The sequence below is a fragment of the Streptomyces sp. NBC_01508 genome (assembly GCF_045040315.1).
GTDB lineage: Bacteria > Actinomycetota > Actinomycetes > Streptomycetales > Streptomycetaceae > Streptomyces.
In genome coordinates this window covers 2,177,267-2,195,245 of the sequence record NZ_CP109419.1, presented here as the reverse complement: position 1 = coordinate 2,195,245, position 17,979 = coordinate 2,177,267, and the positions used below count along the sequence as shown (strand labels likewise).

11 protein-coding genes are annotated in these 17,979 nt (G+C 71.0%); 8 read left to right on the top strand and 3 right to left on the bottom strand.

Annotated elements, in window-relative coordinates:
* The first annotated feature begins 268 nt into the window (after positions 1-268).
* The 7 genes from OG700_RS09855 to OG700_RS09825 all read left to right on the top strand — a co-directional run bounded on the left by OG700_RS09855 (position 269) and on the right by OG700_RS09825 (position 11,374).
* Complete coding sequence (locus OG700_RS09855) at positions 269-3,184, top strand: putative bifunctional diguanylate cyclase/phosphodiesterase (protein ID WP_405621560.1); 2,916 nt, start codon at positions 269-271, stop codon at positions 3,182-3,184.
* A 210-nt stretch (positions 3,185-3,394) separates the two neighbouring features.
* Entirely contained in the window at positions 3,395-5,278 is a 1,884-nt protein-coding gene (locus tag OG700_RS09850; protein ID WP_405611886.1) for an acetolactate synthase large subunit, read from the top strand.
* A 35-nt stretch (positions 5,279-5,313) separates the two neighbouring features.
* On the top strand, positions 5,314-5,841 hold the full coding sequence (ilvN, locus tag OG700_RS09845; RefSeq protein ID WP_405611884.1) for an acetolactate synthase small subunit: 528 nt from the start codon (positions 5,314-5,316) through the stop codon (positions 5,839-5,841).
* 159 nt (positions 5,842-6,000) lie between these two features.
* Positions 6,001-7,002 (top strand): ketol-acid reductoisomerase, encoded by a 1,002-nt coding sequence (ilvC, locus tag OG700_RS09840; protein WP_405611882.1) that lies wholly within the window; start codon positions 6,001-6,003, stop codon positions 7,000-7,002.
* Positions 7,003-7,379: 377 nt separating this feature from the next.
* A complete protein-coding gene (gene serA / locus OG700_RS09835; protein WP_405611880.1) occupies positions 7,380-8,984 on the top strand; it encodes a phosphoglycerate dehydrogenase in 1,605 nt (534 codons plus the stop codon).
* Between the two features lie 382 nt (positions 8,985-9,366).
* Entirely contained in the window at positions 9,367-9,882 is a 516-nt protein-coding gene (locus tag OG700_RS09830) for a hypothetical protein (protein ID WP_405611878.1), read from the top strand.
* A 175-nt stretch (positions 9,883-10,057) separates the two neighbouring features.
* Positions 10,058-11,374 (top strand): cytochrome P450, encoded by a 1,317-nt coding sequence (locus OG700_RS09825; RefSeq protein WP_405611876.1) that lies wholly within the window; start codon positions 10,058-10,060, stop codon positions 11,372-11,374.
* A gap of 11 nt (positions 11,375-11,385) precedes the next feature.
* Here the strand turns inward: OG700_RS09825 and OG700_RS09820 are convergent, their stop codons facing one another.
* On the bottom strand, positions 11,386-13,695 hold the full coding sequence (locus OG700_RS09820) for a protein kinase domain-containing protein (RefSeq protein ID WP_405611874.1): 2,310 nt from the start codon (positions 13,693-13,695) through the stop codon (positions 11,386-11,388).
* A gap of 157 nt (positions 13,696-13,852) precedes the next feature.
* A complete protein-coding gene (locus OG700_RS09815) occupies positions 13,853-16,051 on the bottom strand; it encodes a PQQ-binding-like beta-propeller repeat protein (protein ID WP_405611872.1) in 2,199 nt (732 codons plus the stop codon).
* 184 nt (positions 16,052-16,235) lie between these two features.
* On the opposite strand from OG700_RS09815, the gene OG700_RS09810 reads away from it, so the two are divergent.
* On the top strand, positions 16,236-16,370 hold the full coding sequence (locus OG700_RS09810; protein WP_405611870.1) for a hypothetical protein: 135 nt from the start codon (positions 16,236-16,238) through the stop codon (positions 16,368-16,370).
* A 26-nt stretch (positions 16,371-16,396) separates the two neighbouring features.
* On the opposite strand, the gene OG700_RS09805 is transcribed toward OG700_RS09810, so the two are convergent.
* Positions 16,397-17,860 carry a flavin-containing monooxygenase gene (locus tag OG700_RS09805; protein ID WP_405611868.1) on the bottom strand — a complete coding sequence of 488 codons (1,464 nt, stop codon included), beginning with the start codon at positions 17,858-17,860 and terminating at the stop codon, positions 16,397-16,399.
* Positions 17,861-17,979 lie beyond the last annotated feature (119 nt).

Genomic DNA, 17,979 nt, shown 5'->3' with positions numbered 1-17,979 from the left:
ATCCGACGCGGAAGGGCCGCCCACGACGGCCTTCGAACCTGCCGACGCACGGCCCGGTGCCGCCGGCCCACGCCTCGGCGAGGCGCGTCCCACCGACAGGTGCGTCACCGAGGCACACCGCTCGGACGTACACAGCACAGGCGCACGCCGCGCAGACGTGCACCGACCAGACGCGCACCGCGCCGACGCACACCTCGGACACGCGCACCTCACCGGCGCCCGGACCGGGCGCGTCGGCGGTGACGGCGACACCTCCCGAGGTGACTCCGTGAGCGCCCCCGGGGCGCTCCTGGGCCGCCGCGCCGCACCGGACGGCGGCAGCGGCGCCGGCCGTGGCACCGACAGCGGCGGAGGCGGCACCGGCCTCCTCGCGCAGCTCCTCCTCGCCCTGATCTGCGGCGGTTACGCCACCGGCGCGGCCCTCGGCTGGGGTTCACCCGAAGTGGCCCTGTTCATGGGCGACTTCGGCCTCGCCATCGCCGCCCTCATCGCCGCGGTCTCCTGCTTCCTCTACGCCCGCGGCAACGACAGCCGCTTCCGGCCCGCCTGGCTGCTCTTCTCGCTCTCCTCCGCCATGGCCGCCGGCGGGAACGCGGTCTGGGGCTGGTACGAGGTCGTGCTCGACCGCCCCGTGCCGAGTCCGTCCCTCGCCGACCTGTTCTTCCTCTGCTTCGCGCCGCCCGCCATCGTGGGTCTGCTCGTTCTCGCCAAACGCCCGGTCAGCAAGGCCGGCTGGGTCTGTCTGGGCCTCGACGCCTGGCTGATCGGCGGCTCGCTCCTCACACTCTCCTGGAGCCTGGCCCTCGCGCACACCACGCACTTCGACGGCGAGACCGTCGCCCACGCCGCGCTCTCCCTGGCCTATCCGCTGCTGGACATCGTGCTCGTCAGCATGGTCCTCGCCCTGCACTTCCGGCGCTCGACCGGCAGCCGTACGGCGATCAACTCCGCCATCGCCGCCCTGGCGCTGACGGTCCTGTGCGACGCCCTGTTCACCTCGCCGCTCCTGCGGGAGAACTACCGCTCGGGCCAACTGCTCGACGCGGGCTGGTTCGCCGGTTCGCTGCTGCTCGCGTACGCGCCCTGGGGCGTCCGCAGGGCCGCCGAGAGCGTGCCCGCGCAGCTGCGGCCCCCGCGCCCGCCCCGGAACGCCAGCAGGCCGATCGCGGGCTCCCTGGCCGCCCTCACGCCGTATCTCGCCGCCGCCGTGTGCACGCTGGGCATCCTGTACAACGTCATCGAGAACCGCCGCATCGACCGCGTCGTGGTCCTCACCGGCTGCACGGTCGTCCTCGCCCTGGTCGTCCGGCAGGGCATCATGCTCGTCGACAACATCGCGCTCACCCATGAACTGGCCCAGAAGGAGAACCACTTCCGCTCCCTGGTCCAGGGATCGAGCGACGTCATCATGATCGCCGGACCCGAGGGCACCCTCGACTACGTCAGCCCCGCGGCGGCCGGCGTCTACGGACGCGAGGCGGACGGCCTCGTCGGTGCCGAACTGGAGTCGATCATCCACCCGGACGACCGCGGCCGGGTCAAACGCGAAGTGCGCCGCTTCCTGGCCGCTCCTCCTTCGGACGAGCCCACCACCCGCATCGAGTGCCGCTTCAAGTCCGGCTCCGGCGCCTGGCTGAACGTGGAATCCACGGTCAACCGGCACCAGGGCGGCCTGATCCTCAACAGCCGCGACGTCACCGAACGCGTACGGCTCCAGGCCCAGTTGCAGCACAACGCCGAGCACGACCCGCTCACCGACCTGCCCAACCGCGCCCTGTTCACCGAGCGGGTCCGCCAGGCCCTCTCCGGGCGCCGGGCCAACGACCCCGGCACAGCCGTGCTCTTCATCGACCTCGACGGCTTCAAAGGAGTCAACGACCGCCTCGGCCACCAGGTGGGCGACGAGCTGCTGATCCACGCCGCCCGCCGCCTCCAGGACTCGGTACGGGCCGGGGACACCGCCGCCCGCCTGGGCGGGGACGAGTTCGCCGCCCTCGTCCTCGGCGACGGCACCGACGACCGGACCGCCCGTGAGTACCAGGTCCACGAGATCGCCGACCGGCTGCGCCTCAAGCTGTCGCAGCCGTACCGCATCGAAGGCAACGACGTCCGCGTCGCGGCCTCCATCGGAGTCGCCTTCGCCGAGCCCGGCACCACCCCCATCCACCTCATGCGCAACGCCGACCTCGCCATGTACCGGGCCAAGGCCGGGGGTAAGGACCGCGTCGAGCTGTACGCCCCCCAGATGCAGGCCGACGTGGTCCGCAGGACCGAGCTGGCCGCCAGGCTCCGCACCGCCCTGCGGGACGGCGAGTTCGCCCTGCTGCACCAGCCCGTGGTCGATCTGGCCACCGGCCAGATCTCCGCCGTCGCCGCCCAGGCCCGCTGGCGCTCCGCCCAGGGCATCCTCTTCACCCCCGCCGAGTTCCTGCGGGTCGCCGACGACAGCGACCGCACCGCCGAGTTAGGGCGCTGGCTGCTCGAAGAAGCCGTCGAACAGGCCGCCGAGCGCGGCAGGACGGGCCATCTCGTACCGGTCACCGTCCGCCTCTCCGCCCGCAGACTCCTCGACCGGTCCATGCCGCTGGGCTCCATCGAAGCCCTCCTGACCCGCCACGGGCTCCCCTCCGGCGCCCTGCTGATCGAGCTGGCCGACAGCGACCCCCGTACGTCCCTGGACGAGCTGGAGCACCGCCTGGTCGCGCTGCGCCGGCTCGGCGTACGGATCGCTCTCGACGGCTTCGGCAGCGGCTACGCGGCGATCAACGCGCTGCGCCGGCTCCCCGTCGACGTACTGAAACTGGACCGCGGGCTGGTCGAGGGCGTCGTGGAGTCCGCCAGGCTGCACAAGATCACGGCGGGGCTGCTCCGGATCGCCGGCGACCTGGGCATGGTCTCGGTGGCCGACGGCGTCGACGTACCGGAACAGGTTCTCGCGCTCCGCGCCATGGGCTGCACCCACGGCCAGGGCATGGCCTTCTCCGGTCACCTGGACGAGCACCGGCTGCGCCGCGCGCTGGTCCGCGGCGACTTCCCGCTCCCCGGCACCACCCCACTGCCGGTGCTGAGCGGCGGCTCGCTGCCCGTCCGCCGGACGCGGGCGGCCACCCCCGACATGATCCCCCGACCGGCCACCCGACCGTCCAGCCGCTCAAATGTTGAGACGCCAGTCCCACCCACTTGACAGTGATGGCGCGTCGGAGGGAGGGTCAATGCCATGCGCACCCGAATTCTCGTACTTGGAAAGCGCGTCGGCTGAAGCAGCGCCCATCACCGGCTCTGCAGACCGCACCGACGCGCTCCCCTCGCCTGCCTCCCGGCACGAGGGGTTTTTTGTTGTATCGGTACCGCCCAAAACCCCGCAAAAACCCTCAGCTTCGAGAAGAGAATGACGATGACCGAGCAGGCCACCGGGGCTCACCCGACGCCGCGCGCCCGTAACGGCGGACCCGCGTCCGCCACCGTTGAGCACGTCACGGGCGCGCAGTCCCTCATCCGCTCTCTTGAGGAAGTGGGGGCCGAGACGGTATTCGGCATCCCCGGCGGCTGCATCCTCCCCGCCTACGACCCGATGATGGACTCCACCCGGGTCCGGCACATCCTGGTCCGCCACGAGCAGGGCGCCGGCCACGCGGCCACCGGCTACGCACAGGCCACCGGCAAGGTCGGGGTCTGCATGGCCACCTCGGGCCCCGGTGCCACCAACCTGGTCACCCCGATCGCCGACGCGCACATGGACTCCGTGCCGCTCGTCGCGATCACCGGCCAGGTCGCCAGCAAGGCGATCGGCACGGACGCCTTCCAGGAGGCGGACATCTGCGGCATCACGATGCCGATCACCAAGCACAACTTCCTGGTCACCAAGGCCGAGGACATCTCGCGCACCATCGCCGAGGCGTTCCACATCGCCTCCACGGGCCGCCCGGGACCCGTCCTGGTCGACATCGCCAAGGACGCCCTCCAGGCGAAGACCACCTTCAGCTGGCCGCCCACCCAGGAGCTGCCCGGCTACCGCCCGGTCACCAAGCCGCACGCCAAGCAGATCCGCGAGGCCGCCAAGCTGATCACCCAGGCCAAGCGGCCGGTGCTGTATGTCGGCGGCGGCGTCATCAAGGCCGGTGCCACCGCCGAGCTGCGCGTTCTCGCCGAACTGACCAACGCCCCCGTCACCACCACTCTGATGGCGCTGGGCGCGTTCCCCGACAGCCACCCGCTGCACGTGGGAATGCCGGGCATGCACGGTGCGGTCACCGCCGTCACCGCGCTGCAGAAGGCCGACCTGATCGTCGCCCTCGGAGCCCGATTCGACGACCGCGTCACCGGCAAGCTGGACAGCTTCGCCCCGTACGCCAAGATCGTCCACGCCGACGTCGACCCGGCGGAGATCGGCAAGAACCGCGCCGCCGACGTGCCGATCGTCGGCGACGCCCGCGAGGTTCTCGCCGACCTCGTCCAGGCGGTCCAGGCCGAGCACACCGAGGGCAACGTCGGTGACTACAGCGCCTGGTGGCGCGACCTCAGCCGCTGGCGCGAGACGTACCCGCTCGGCTTCGACCAGCCGGCCGACGGCAGTCTCTCCCCGCAGCAAGTCATCCAGCGCATCGGCCAACTCGCCCCGGACGACACGATCTACACGGCGGGCGTCGGCCAGCACCAGATGTGGGCCGCCCACTTCATCGACTACGAGCAGCCCGCCACCTGGCTCAACTCCGGCGGCGCGGGCACGATGGGCTACGCGGTCCCGGCCGCGATGGGCGCCAAGGCCGGACGGCCGGACCGCACCGTCTGGGCGATCGACGGCGACGGCTGCTTCCAGATGACCAATCAGGAACTGGTCACCTGCGCCCTCAACAACATCCCCATCAAGGTCGCGATCATCAACAACGGCGCGCTGGGCATGGTCCGCCAGTGGCAGGCCCTCTTCTACAACCAGCGCTACTCCAACACCGTCCTGCACAGCGGCCCCGACGTCGCCGACGGCGGCTCCTTCGAGGGATCGGCCGCGGAGGGCGCGAAGCCCAACGGCGGCACCCGTATCCCGGACTTCGTGAAGCTGTCCGAGGCCATGGGCTGCGTCGCGATGCGCTGCGAGTCCCCGGACGAGCTGGACGCGGTGATCGCCAAGGCCAACTCCATCAACGACCGCCCCGTGGTGGTCGACTTCATCGTCCACGAGGACGCCCAGGTCTGGCCGATGGTCGCCGCGGGCACCTCCAACGACGAAGTCCTGGCCGCCCGGGGTGTGCGCCCCGACTTCGGCGACAGCCTGGACGACTGAGCCGGATGCCGAGAGCGAGAGAAAGAACGACGAAAATGTCTTCCAAGCACACCCTCTCCGTCCTGGTGGAGAACACCCCCGGCATCCTGGCCAGGATCGCCGCGCTGTTCTCCCGGCGCGGCTTCAACATCGACTCACTCGCGGTGGGTGTCACCGAGCACCCCGACATCTCCCGCATCACCATCGTGGTCAATGTCGAGGATCTGCCGCTCGAACAGGTCACCAAGCAGCTCAACAAGCTGATCAACGTCCTGAAGATCGTCGAACTCGAGCCCGGCGCCGCGATCCAGCGCGAGCTCGTCCTGGTGAAGGTCCGCGCCGACAACGAGACCCGCTCCCAGATCGTCGAGATCGTGCAGCTCTTCCGCGCCAAGACCGTGGACGTCTCACCCGAGGCCGTCACCATCGAGGCCACCGGATCGACCGACAAGCTCGACGCGATGCTGAAGATGCTGGAGCAGTTCGGCATCAAGGAGCTGGTCCAGTCCGGCACGATCGCCATAGGACGTGGCGCGCGGTCCATCACGGACCGCAGCCTGCGGGCGCTCGACCGCAGCGCGTAGACCCCCTGAGACGGCGCGCGTGGTCCGCGCCGCCGGAGCCGGCCGTACGGGAGCGGGACCGGTTCGCATGCCGAGACCGTGAGACGGCCTTTACCCGCCCCGCCGTACGGTGGGGCGCACACAGCGACACCCCAGTTTGCACACCAAGGAGAAGACCCAGTGGCCGAGCTGTTCTACGACGACGATGCCGACCTGTCCATCATCCAGAGCCGCAAGGTCGCGGTCATCGGCTACGGCAGCCAGGGCCACGCCCACGCGCTGTCGCTGCGTGACTCGGGTGTCGACGTCCGGGTCGGTCTGCACGAGGGGTCCAAGTCCAAGGCGAAGGCCGAGGAGCAGGGCCTGCGCGTGGTGACGCCCGCCGAGGCGGCCACCTGGGCCGACGTCATCATGATCCTGGTTCCGGACCCGATCCAGGCGCAGGTCTACGAGGAGTCCATCAAGGACAACCTGAAGGACGGCGACGCGCTCTTCTTCGGCCACGGCCTCAACATCCGCTTCGGCTTCATCAAGCCGCCCGCCGGTGTCGACGTCGCCATGGTCGCCCCGAAGGGCCCCGGCCACCTGGTCCGCCGTCAGTACGAGGAGGGCCGCGGCGTGCCGTGTATCGCGGCCGTCGAGCAGGACGCCACCGGCAAGGGCTTCGAGCTGGCGCTGAGCTACGCGAAGGGCATCGGCGGCACGCGCGCCGGCGTCATCAAGACGACCTTCAGCGAGGAGGCCGAGACCGACCTCTTCGGTGAGCAGGTCGTCCTGTGCGGCGGTACGTCCGCGCTGGTCAAGGCGGGCTTCGAGACGCTGGTCGAGGCCGGTTACCAGCCGGAGATCGCGTACTTCGAGTGCCTCCACGAGCTGAAGCTGATCGTGGACCTGATGTACGAGGGCGGCCTGGACAAGATGCGCTGGTCGGTCTCCGAGACCGCCGAGTGGGGCGACTACGTCACCGGCCCGCGGATCATCACGGACCAGACCAAGGCCGAGATGAAGAAGGTTCTCGCGGAGATCCAGGACGGCACGTTCGCCCAGAACTGGATGGACGAGTACCACGGCGGTCTGAAGAAGTACAACGAGTACAAGAAGGCCGACAGCGACTCGCTGCTGGAGAGCACGGGCCGTGAGCTGCGCAAGCTCATGAGCTGGGTCGACAACGACGACGCCTGAGACGTCCGAGGTGCCGGGTCCGCGGTGCGGGCCCGGCACCGGGCGGGTCGGCGCGCCGTTCGTCGTATCGGCTGTCGTGCCGGCTGTCGTGCCGGTCGCGTCAAGGAACGCGTCGAGGAACGCGTCGAGGAAAACGCGTCAAGGGCGCGTTCCGCCGTCGTCGGTAAGCGCTTGTGGCGGGTCCGACCACGTACGGGTGATCTGCCCGCCGAGGCGGGAACCCCCCGCCATCGGCACCACTACACTGCTGCATACATCCGCGTCAGGCCCACAATGTCGTGCGTCTTCCACGCGATCAGGCCCGGACCAGGGCCTGGCACCCTCCGCCGCCTGCGGCCGTCGGGACGGCCGTCCGCAATGGACTTGTGAGGACCCACGTGAGCTCGCGTTCCAATCAAAAGCCGGTTGTACTCATCGCCGAAGAGCTGTCGCCCGCCACTGTCGACGCGCTCGGCCCGGACTTCGAGATCAGGCACTGCAACGGCGCCGACCGCGCCGAACTGCTGCCCGCCATCGCCGACGTGGACGCGATCCTCGTCCGCTCCGCGACCAAGGTCGACGCCGAGGCCGTGGCCGCGGCGAAGAAGCTGAGGGTCGTCGCCCGCGCCGGCGTCGGTCTCGACAACGTCGACGTCTCAGCCGCCACCAAGGCCGGCGTGATGGTCGTCAACGCGCCCACCTCGAACATCGTCACCGCCGCCGAGCTGGCCTGCGGTCTGCTGGTCGCCACGGCGCGCAACATCCCGCAGGCCAACACCGCCCTGAAGAACGGCGAGTGGAAGCGCGGCAAGTACACGGGGGTCGAGCTGAGCGAGAAGACGCTCGGTGTCGTCGGCCTCGGCCGTATCGGTGTGCTGGTCGCGCAGCGCATGTCGGCGTTCGGCATGAAGATCGTGGCGTACGACCCGTACGTACAGCCCGCGCGAGCCGCGCAGATGGGCGTCAAGCTGCTCTCGCTGGACGAGTTGCTGGCGGTGTCGGACTTCATCACCGTGCACCTGCCGAAGACCCCCGAGACCCTGGGGCTGATCGGCGACGAGGCGCTGCACAAGGTCAAGCCGACGGTGCGGATCGTCAACGCCGCGCGTGGCGGGATCGTGGACGAGGAGGCGCTGGCCTCCGCGCTCAAGGAGGGCCGCGTCGCGGGCGCCGGTCTGGACGTGTACGCGAAGGAGCCCTGCACGGACTCCCCGCTCTTCCAGTTCGACCAGGTCGTCTGCACCCCGCACCTCGGCGCCTCGACGGACGAGGCGCAGGAGAAGGCGGGCGTGTCGGTCGCCAAGTCGGTGCGCCTCGCGCTCGCCGGTGAGCTGGTGCCCGACGCGGTCAACGTCCAGGGCGGGGTCATCGCCGAGGACGTACGGCCGGGTCTGCCGCTCGCCGAGAAGCTGGGCCGGATCTTCACGGCGCTGGCGGGCGAGGTCGCCGTTCGTCTCGATGTCGAGGTCTACGGCGAGATCACGCAGCACGACGTGAAGGTGCTCGAACTGTCCGCGCTGAAGGGCGTGTTCGAGGACGTGGTCGACGAGACGGTGTCGTACGTGAACGCGCCGCTGTTCGCGCAGGAGCGCGGCGTCGAGGTGCGCCTGACGACGTCGAGCGAGTCGCCCGACCACCGCAACGTGGTCACGGTGCGGGGCACGCTCTCGGGCGGCGAGGAGGTGTCGGTCTCCGGCACGCTCGCCGGTCCGAAGCACCTTCAGAAGATTGTCGCGATCGGTGAGTACGACGTCGACGTGTCCCTGGCCGACCACATGGTGGTCCTGCGGTACGAGGACCGTCCGGGTGTCGTCGGCACCGTCGGCCGGATTCTCGGCGAGGCGGGACTGAACATCGCCGGGATGCAGGTATCGCGCGCCGAGGTGGGCGGCGAGGCGCTGGTCGTCCTGTCCGTCGACGACAACGTGCCGCCGGCGGTGCTGGCGGAGATCTCCGACGAGATCGGCGCGAATTCGGCGCGCTCGGTGGATCTGACCGACTGAGCGACTGACCGGCTGACCCGCTGACCGATCCGGCAGCGCTGATCCGTCGCACTGGACCGCGAGACACGGCGAGGGACCCGGGATTCACTCCCGGGTCCCTCGCCGTTTCCCGTCCCCGCCGACGGACCCTGGCCCGACGGGCCGCCCTCCGTTGTCGTAGGTGCCCTCTAGGTCCTGTCCGGCGGATCTTCGGGGATCGGCCCGGGGCGTCTGGTGCGGTGCGTCGCAAGGCGGAGGATCGGCCTCGTACTGGACGTACTCGGATGCCTTCGAAAACGCCGACAACGAAGCGAGGTGCCGTGCCGGGCGTCCCGGACCCCCGAAGATCCGCCGGACAGGACCTAGGGTTCTCAGGGACCGAACAACTTCTGCCGGAGGCTCCATGAGTGACGTGTACTCACCCATACCCGAACTGAACTCGCTGAGGGAGCTGGAGGACCGGCTGGCGGGTCAGTTCTTCGCGCCGGGCTTCGAGTTGTTCGATTACGACGACGGCCTCGACTGGTTCTGCGGCCGGGCGGAGCCGGAGTATCTGGAGAGGCTGATCTACTTCGGCCGTGCCACCAGCTCCGGTTCGTACTACGCGCTGTGGCGCTGCGACGACCGCGACGACCTCGCGACCCTGCCGGTCATCTTCCTCGGTGACGAGGGTGACCTCTACGTGGCCGCACGCGACCTGCGGGAGTTGTTCCGGTTGCTCGCCTGCGAGCCGGACGACCCGGACGACCTCTGCCCCGGGCGCGGCGAGTATCTGGCCTGGCTGAGCCGGGAGTTCGGGCTCACAGCCCCCGACTCCACCGAGGCCGTCACCGGTCCGGCCGAGGAGGAGTACGAACAGCGGTTCGCCGACTGGGTACGACTCGCGACGAACGGCACCGTCGAGTTGCGGGTTTCGTAGGAGCGGACGCGTCCCCGAGCGCGTGATACGCCCGGCGGAAGGGGGCCGGACCCGGGTTCCGCCCGGGAAGTGGCCTCGCGCAGGCCGACTGTCACCAGGTGTGTCCACTCCCGTACAGTCCGTGGCGCGAGTGCTGCGGCACGGACAGGCGCAACGGTTGACCAGGAGAGGAATCATGGACCCCGAAGTCAGTCCCGGCCCCCTTCCGCCCGCTCCCGGAACGGGACGGCCGGTCCCCGAAGCCGATCCCGGACTCGTGCGGCGGTGGCGGTCGGGGGGAGGCGAGCTGGTCGAGCTGCTGTCCGAGGTGCGCGAGCGGTTGGGCGGCGTCGCCGCGTTCCGCCTTGGGCCGGCCCCCACCGTTCTCGTCACCGACCCGCAGGCGGTCCAGCATGTGCTCGCCCGGCACCCGGACCGTTACGTCAAGCGCTCCCACCGTGCCCGTCTGCTGATCGGCGACGGTGTCCTCGCCGCCACCGGTGCGGCGTGGAAGTCCCAACGCCGTTTGTTGCAGTCCCAGTTCACCGGTCCTGGCATGCGCCGCTACGAACAGCGGATCACCGGGGCCGCCCGGACCACCGCCGCGCGCTGGGAGGGGTACGCCCGTACCGGGCAGACCTTCGACGTCGGGCGCGAGGCGCGGCGCTTCGCCCTGGACGCCATCTGGCGCTCGCTCACCGGGCACCCCCTCGATGACGGGACGGAGCGCGAGCTGGACGCCGTGGCCGCCGTGGCGACGGCACTTCCGACCCTGCCGGCCGATGGCACCGACGCCCAGGTCGCCGTCGCCGCCGATCTCGCCCGGATCGACGCCGTCGCCCACGGCGCCATCGAGGCCGCCCGCGGCGGGGCGGCCGGCCCCGACGGACCTGGCCTGCTGCATGTGCTGATCGACGCCGCCACCGAGCGCCCCGAGTACACCGACCGGCTGATCCGCGACGAGCTGGTCACGCTGCTCGCGGCCGGGCACGAGACCACCGCGACCACCCTGACCTGGCTCTACCTGCTCCTCGACCAGCACCCCGCCGCCCGCGAACAAGCCCTCGCGGCCGGCGCCGAAGGCTCGGCGGAGCGCCGCCAGGGCGTCCAGGCGCTGGTCCACGAGACGCTGCGGCTCTACCCGTCCGCCTGGATCCTGCCCCGCCACGCCACCGAGGACGACACCGTCGCCGGCTACACCGTGGAGGCGGGCACCGACATCCTGGTCTGCCCCTACCTCACGCACCGCGACCCCGAACTGTGGCCGGACCCCGAGCACTTCGACCCCCGGCGCTTCACCGCTCCGGACGGCCGACCGGGCAACCAGGGCTCCTACCTCCCCTTCGGCATCGGCCCCCGCGCCTGCCTCGGTCTGCAATTCGCGCTCCGCGAATCGACCGTCCTCCTCGAACACCTGCTGCCGGTCCACGCCCCGGTCTTCCGCTCCACCCCCACGAAGGCGGCGTTCGGCATCACCGTCCGCCCGGACGGCCCCACCCCCGCGACCCTGTGACGCCTCGCACCTCAGCTTTCGGTCAGGGCGACCCGCCCCGCGTGCAGACTTCCGTCGCCGCCGTCGAAGTAGGCACGGCCACCGGAGACGGTGAGGAGCGGGTCCGCGCCGGTGGTCAGGGGGGCGTCGCCCAGGGATGTGCCGGTGCGGCGGTCGAGGGCCCGCAGAGTACCGCCGTCGCTGAAGTGGACCGCGCCGCCGGTGAGTACGGGTGAGGAGGCCGGGCCGGTCGTCCCGTACTCCCACAGCGGTCTGCCGGATCCGGCGGTGAACGCGTACACGCGGCCGGGGCTGTCGTCGGTGTCGAACCGGCCTCTGACGCTCGCGTAGACGACGCCGTCGGCGACGAGGGGCGGGTCGGTCCATTCCGCGTCCTCGACGGTCGACCGGTACGTCCAGCGCACTTCGCCGTTGGTGGTGTCCGCGGCGCGGAGCGTGCCGTCGTCACTGCCGGCGTAGACGGTGCTCCTGGCGACCGAGACCGCGGTCACCTCGCCTTCGTTGCTGCCGCCGGTCTTGATCCGCCACAGATGGTCGCCGGTGTCCGCGTCCAGGGCGTAGAGGTAGTTCTCGTAGTCCTTCCCTCCGAGGCCGCAGTAGATCACTCCGTCCGCCACGGTGAGCGCGGTCGACAGGCCGCGGTCGACGGGGCGGCTCCACAGCTCCTCCCCGGTCTCGGCGTCCAGCGCGTACAGGGCGGGCCGGCCTTCCGGCCAGGGGTTGGTGAGCAGGTAGACGGTTCCCTTGGCGGCGGCGACAGCGGTGAACCCGTACTCGGTGCCCTCGGGAGCGGCGCCGTTCGAGGCGTCATCGATCTTGAAGCTCCACCGTTTGCCACCGGTCCGCGCGTCCACGGAGTGCAGCGTGCCCGAGTCCGCGCCGAAGGCATGGACAGCCCCGTCGGCGATGGCGACGGGTTGTAGCCCCTTCGCCCCGGCGTACGTCCAGACCTGGGTGCCGCTGTCGGTGTCGAGGGCGCGCAGGGTGCCGTCGTCCCGGTCGCCGAAGTAGACCTTCCCGTCGGAGATCACTGGTGGGTGGGTGGGATCCTTCTCGTAGGACCACAGCTCTTCGAAGGCCAGCTCCGTCACCGGGGGAGTGGGCCCCTTGTTGCCCTGGGCGTTGTCCCGGTCCTCGTCGAGGAGGCGGTCGGGCAGGAGCAGTGTGGCCGCGAGGACCGCCAGGACCGCCGTGACGGCGAGGCCGATCAGGGCGTGGCGCCGGGGCAGGCCCAGCAGTCGGCCGGCGGAAGCCGGCCGAGGCGGCGGCGCGGGATGCCCGGCCGGCCGGGCGTCCCCGGTCGCCGCGGTGGCGACGTCGGTTCGGGACACGTCACCGGCCGGGGACTGTTCGGCGCCGGCGGCCGGGGCGCCGGCGGGGGGCGCTGTGAGGACTACGGTGCCGGTGGCTGTCTCCGGCGGTGGCATCGCCTGAATGCGGGTGACCTCGGTGGCCACCGGCGCGGGAAGCCAGCCCGCACCGCCGAACACCCCTTCCGCCGGGCGGACCGCCGACAACTGGCCCAGTCTGTCGACCAGTTCCGGCACCGGCGGGCGTCGCTGCGGATCCTTGGCGAGGCACCGGGCGACGATGTCCGCGAGCCGGGCCGGTACGTGGCTGAGGTCGGGTTCCTCGTGGACGACCCGATAGGCCACGCCGTGCGGGCCGCCGCCCGCGAAGGGGCCGCTCCCGGTCACCGCGTACACCAGGACCGCGCCGAGGGCGAACACGTCGCCGGCGGGTCCGACGTCTCTGCCGACGAGTTGCTCGGGCGGCATGTAGCCGGGGGTGCCGACGGCGGACCCGGTCAGGGTGAGTTTGGTGTCGTCGGCGGCCACCGAGATCCCGAAGTCGATGACGCGTGGGCCGTCGGCGGCGAGCAGCACGTTCGAGGGTTTCAGGTCGCGGTGCACCACCCCGGCGCGGTGGATGGCCTCCACTGCCTCGGCCAGCGCGGTGCCCAGCGTCAGCGCCGGTTGCTCCGGCCAGGTGCCATGTGCGGCGACCGCTTCGGTCAGGGACAGGCCGGGCACGTAGGCGGTGGCGAGCCACGGCGGGTCGGCCTCGGGCGCGGCGTCGACCACGGCGGCGGTGAAGAAGCCCGTGACGCGCCGTGCGGCTTCGACCTCGCGGGCGAACCGTCGCCGGAACCCGGGGTCGTCGGCGAGCTCCTCCCGGATGACCTTCACCGCGACGGTCCGGCCGCCCGGCGACCGGGCGGCGTACACCCGGCCCATGCCACCCGAGCCGAGTCGGCCGACGATCCCGTACGGGCCGGCCTGACGCGGGTCTCCTGCCTCCAGCGGTGCGAACGCCGCCACCTGTCCTCCCTCACTGTCCTCACCGCTCCGTGCACGGCACGGATCGACGATTCCGATTTCGCCGGTACGCCGACGACTTGGCGACCGCCTCGCGGGTGCGCGCACCGGACCCCGCTCCCTGATGCGGCCTGATCCGGCCTGATCCGAACGACAGGCCCTAGTTCAGCAGCGAGACGGCGCGCAGTCGCTCGCCGTCCTCGAAGTAGAGGGTGCCGTTGACGATGCGCGGGCGCCAATGAGTGAGGGACGTCGGCAGGTTCTCCTCCCACTTCGGTCGACCGCTGCGGGCGTCCAGGGCGTACACCATCGCGGTCGCGTCGGTGAAGTAGACGGTGCCGGCGGTCACGGACAGGGTGCCGATGTCATCCTCCGTGTCCGGGCGGTGGCGCCACAGTGCCTTGCCGGTGTCGGCGTCGAAGGCCGACACGTAGCCGTCGTTCTCGAAGTAGACGACCCCGTCGGCCACGACCGGGGTGTCCGCCCCGTCCGCGATCCGGGAGTTCCACAGCTTCCCGCCGAAGTCGCCCCGCCACACCTCCTTGCCGGTCCGGGTGTCGACGGCGTACAGGGTGCCGTTCCGGCCACCGCAGTAGACCGTGCTGCCCGCCACGGTGGGAGCCGTCATCAGGGTGCTGTCGGCCTCGAACGCCCACTGCTTCTTGCCGGTTCTGGTGTCCACGGCGTACAGCTCCTGGTCGCCGTGGGCGTAGGCCCTGCTGCCGGAGACGGCGAATTCCCCCTGTGCCGCCCCTTCACCGAGGTCGTATGTCCACAGGATCCTGCCGGTGCCGACGTCCTGGGCCAGCAGCAAGCTGAGGATGACGGAGTACGCCGAGTCGTCGAGGGTGGTGGGGGAGGTCAGGATGCTTCTCGCCTTCCAGCGTGTCTTGCCGCTGTCCGCTTCCGCGGCGTACAGGTACTGGTCGCGGATGTAGTAGAGCGTCCTGCCGGAGGCGGAGGTGACTCTCGTGTCTTCCCCCTTTCCCTCCGCCTGCCGTTGCCACAGCCGGCTGCCGTCTCTGGCGTCCAGGGCCCGCAGGGTGCCTGATTCATCGCTGCTGAGGTAGACGGTGCCGTCCGCCACAGCACCCAGCGTCAACCCGCCGTCCAACGAGCGGGACCACAGCTGCTTCACGTTCGACGGTTTCACCTTCGGTGTGTCGTGTGACTTCTCTTCGCCGCCGGACCCGAAGCCGTTCAGGGGCGTTGTCGCGGTGACGGCGGCGAGGGCCGCGGCGACTGCGAGGCTCATCAGAACGCGGCGCCGGGTCAGGCGCTTGTGGCCGTCGGGGGCAGATGGTGCGGCGGCAGGCTCGGCAGAGGGCTCCGCCGCGGGCGGGGCGGCCGAAGGAGCGGGCTCGGGGGCGGGCTCGGGGGCGGTTCCCTCCTCCTGGGCGGGTGCCGCCGCGTCCGGCGACGGGGTGGTCGCGTTCGGCAGCGGTGCGGTCGCGTTCGGCGACGGGGCGGCCTGGATGCGGGCGATTCGCTCGGCCACCGGTCCGGGCAGCCAGTCGGTCGCTGTGAACCGGCCGTCCGGCCGCTCGCGCGGGACCCGCGCCAGCTCGTTCAGCAACTCCGGTACGGCGGGCCGATTGTCCGGGTTCTTCGCCAGGCACCGGGCCACCACCCCGGCGAGTCCGGACGGCAGGCCGCCCAGGTCGGGCTCCTCGTGCATGACCCGGTAGTTCACCGCGTGCCCCGCGCCGTTTCCGAACGGGCCGGTGCCTGTCGCCGTGTACGCCAGCACCGCGCCCAGAGCGAATACGTCGGCGGCCGGGCCGGTCTTCTCGCCACGCAGCTGTTCGGGCGCGATGAACCCGGGGGTGCCGATCACCACGCCCGGATCGGTGAGCAAGGTGTCCTCGGCCGCTACCGAGATCCCGAAGTCGATCACCCGCGGTCCGTCCGCCGCCAGCAGCACGTTCGACGGTTTGAGGTCCCGGTGCACCACACCCGCGCGGTGGATGGCGCCCAGCGCCTCGGTCAGCGCGGCCCCCAACTGCCGCACCGCTTGCTCCGGCCAGGCCCCGTGCTCGGCCAGGGCGTCCGCCAGGGACAGTCCGGGGACGTACTCGGTGGCCAGCCACGCCGGGCGGCCCTCCGGGGCGGCGTCGACCACCGCGGCGGTGAAGAAGCCCGACACCCGGCGGGCCGCCGCCACCTCCCGAACGAACCGCCGCCGGAACCCCGGGTCGTCCGCCAAGGCGGCCCGTACCACCTTCACCGCGACCATGCGTCCGCTCGGCGACCGGGCCAGATACACCCGGCCCATGCCTCCCTGACCCAGCCGTCCCGCCAGCCGGTATCGGCCGACCTGTTCGGGATTCCCCGAAGCCAACGGTGCGAACGCCACCACCACACACCCCTCCTGCCATCTCGCCCCTGCGAGGATCCATCTCCCGTGCACAACAGAGGACTTGAGCGACACGACCATGGTTGCGGGTCCGAGGCCCCAGTATTCACGCCTCGGGACGGCACATGTCAGAAACCGCACTCCTCAAGAGAGCGACCGAACGACACGCGACCCGCGAGGCGGCGGGATGCCGACGGTGATGGCGGCGACGGTGGTGGACGCGGTGGCGGTGGTGGCGGCGGGTCGAGTCGGGCCGGGCCGCTTCCGGCCCGGGAGTTGTCCTGTGCTGTCCAACCCGGTGCCGTCCAACCTGGGCTTGTGACAACGAATCCGCTTCGACCTCCGCGTTCATTTCGCCGAACGCGACCGAGTCAGGCCCGCGTAGCGGTGTGCCACTCCGCCGGGAAGCAGGTATTCGGCCAGCGGGTTGCCGGCGCGGCGGGACGGCAACCCCATGTCGTGCAGGAGTTCGTCCGCGCAGTGGATGTCGTACGAGCCGAAGTCGTAGCCGCCGGAGCCCGGCAGTACCCGCTCCTGCCAGGCCAGGCGGGCGTCGATGGCTTCCCGCATCCCCCGCTCGCCCGGGGTGGTGCGCGGCGTCGCCCGGAAATGGCCGGTCAACCAGTGCGCGGTGAGTTCCACGCCCATGATGTTGTTGAAGACCTGCCGGAGACCGACGAACGCCAGCCGGTCGGCACCGGGCGGCACGATGCCTCGGTAGAGCCGCAGCCGCCCGTCGTCACCGTGCACGCGCACGCTCGGGTCCAGGAACGGGAAGACTCTGCGGTGCCCCGTGGCGAACACGACGACATCCGCCGCCACTTCCTCGCCGGTCGTCAGTCGCAGCCCGTTGTCGGTGTACGCCTCGACAGCACTGACCTTGGCGGCGACCAGGCCGTGGCGGACGGCCCGTACGTAGCCGCGTGGCATCACACCCGCGTGGGCCAGGTGGAAGGGGAGCGGGTGAGCGGGCCGCAACTGCCTCGGCAGCCGGTACAGCCCGCTGGAAAGCGGCATGTCGCGGGTGATGAGCCACCACAGCGCTCGCTTGACCCGCTCGTCGACGCGGTCGATCGGACGGACGCAGGCCGGGTCGTGGTAGCGGGGCAGGAGCGCCTCACCGGGCCGGGTGAACAGGATCCACTTGTAGCCGACCAGACCGAGCGGCAACCGCTCGGGGATCATCCAGTTCACCTTGCGCTGCACCAGCGTGGCCGAGGCCGCCTCGCGGGCGGCGCGGGTGATCAGGTCCAACGCGGACTTGCCGCCACCCACGACGACCACACGCCGCCCGGTGAACGTCCCGGCCCGCACCTCGTTGGAGTGCAACACGGTCCCGCGGAACAACTCGCGCCCCGACAACTCGGGCAGTTGGGCGTGATGATGAGCCCCACTGGCGACAACGACGTAGTCGAATGTCTCGCGACGAACGTCCGCCGCCTCGTCCCCGGTGGGCCGGGAGCCGACCGACCAGCCGGCGGCGCCCACCCGCCCGGGACCCTCCACCGGCCGGAGGGAGACCACCTCGGTACCGGGCCGGACGCGGTCCAGTACACCGAAGGTCTCGGCGTACTCCTCCAGGTAGCGCTGCGTGTCCACCGCGCAGGCGAAGTGCAGGCGGTTGGGCAGGTCCGCGAACTCGAAGATGCGGAGCGCGGACTGGTTGGCCAGCCCGTCGTAGCAGCCCTCCGACGACCAGATCCCGCCGACCTGCCGGTACTTGTCGAAGACCGTGACGTCGAAGCCGTTCTCCAGCAGCACCTTGGCGGTGACGATTCCCCCGGGGCCGGCCCCGACCACGCACGCTCGCATCAGCAGTCACTCCCCAAGGGCGATCGCGGTGTCCGGCGCGCCCATCATTCCGGCTGCGGGCCTCCGTGCCCAGGGCGCCCGCCGGTACGTGAGGCACCAGAAGCCCGAACGAGCCGGGA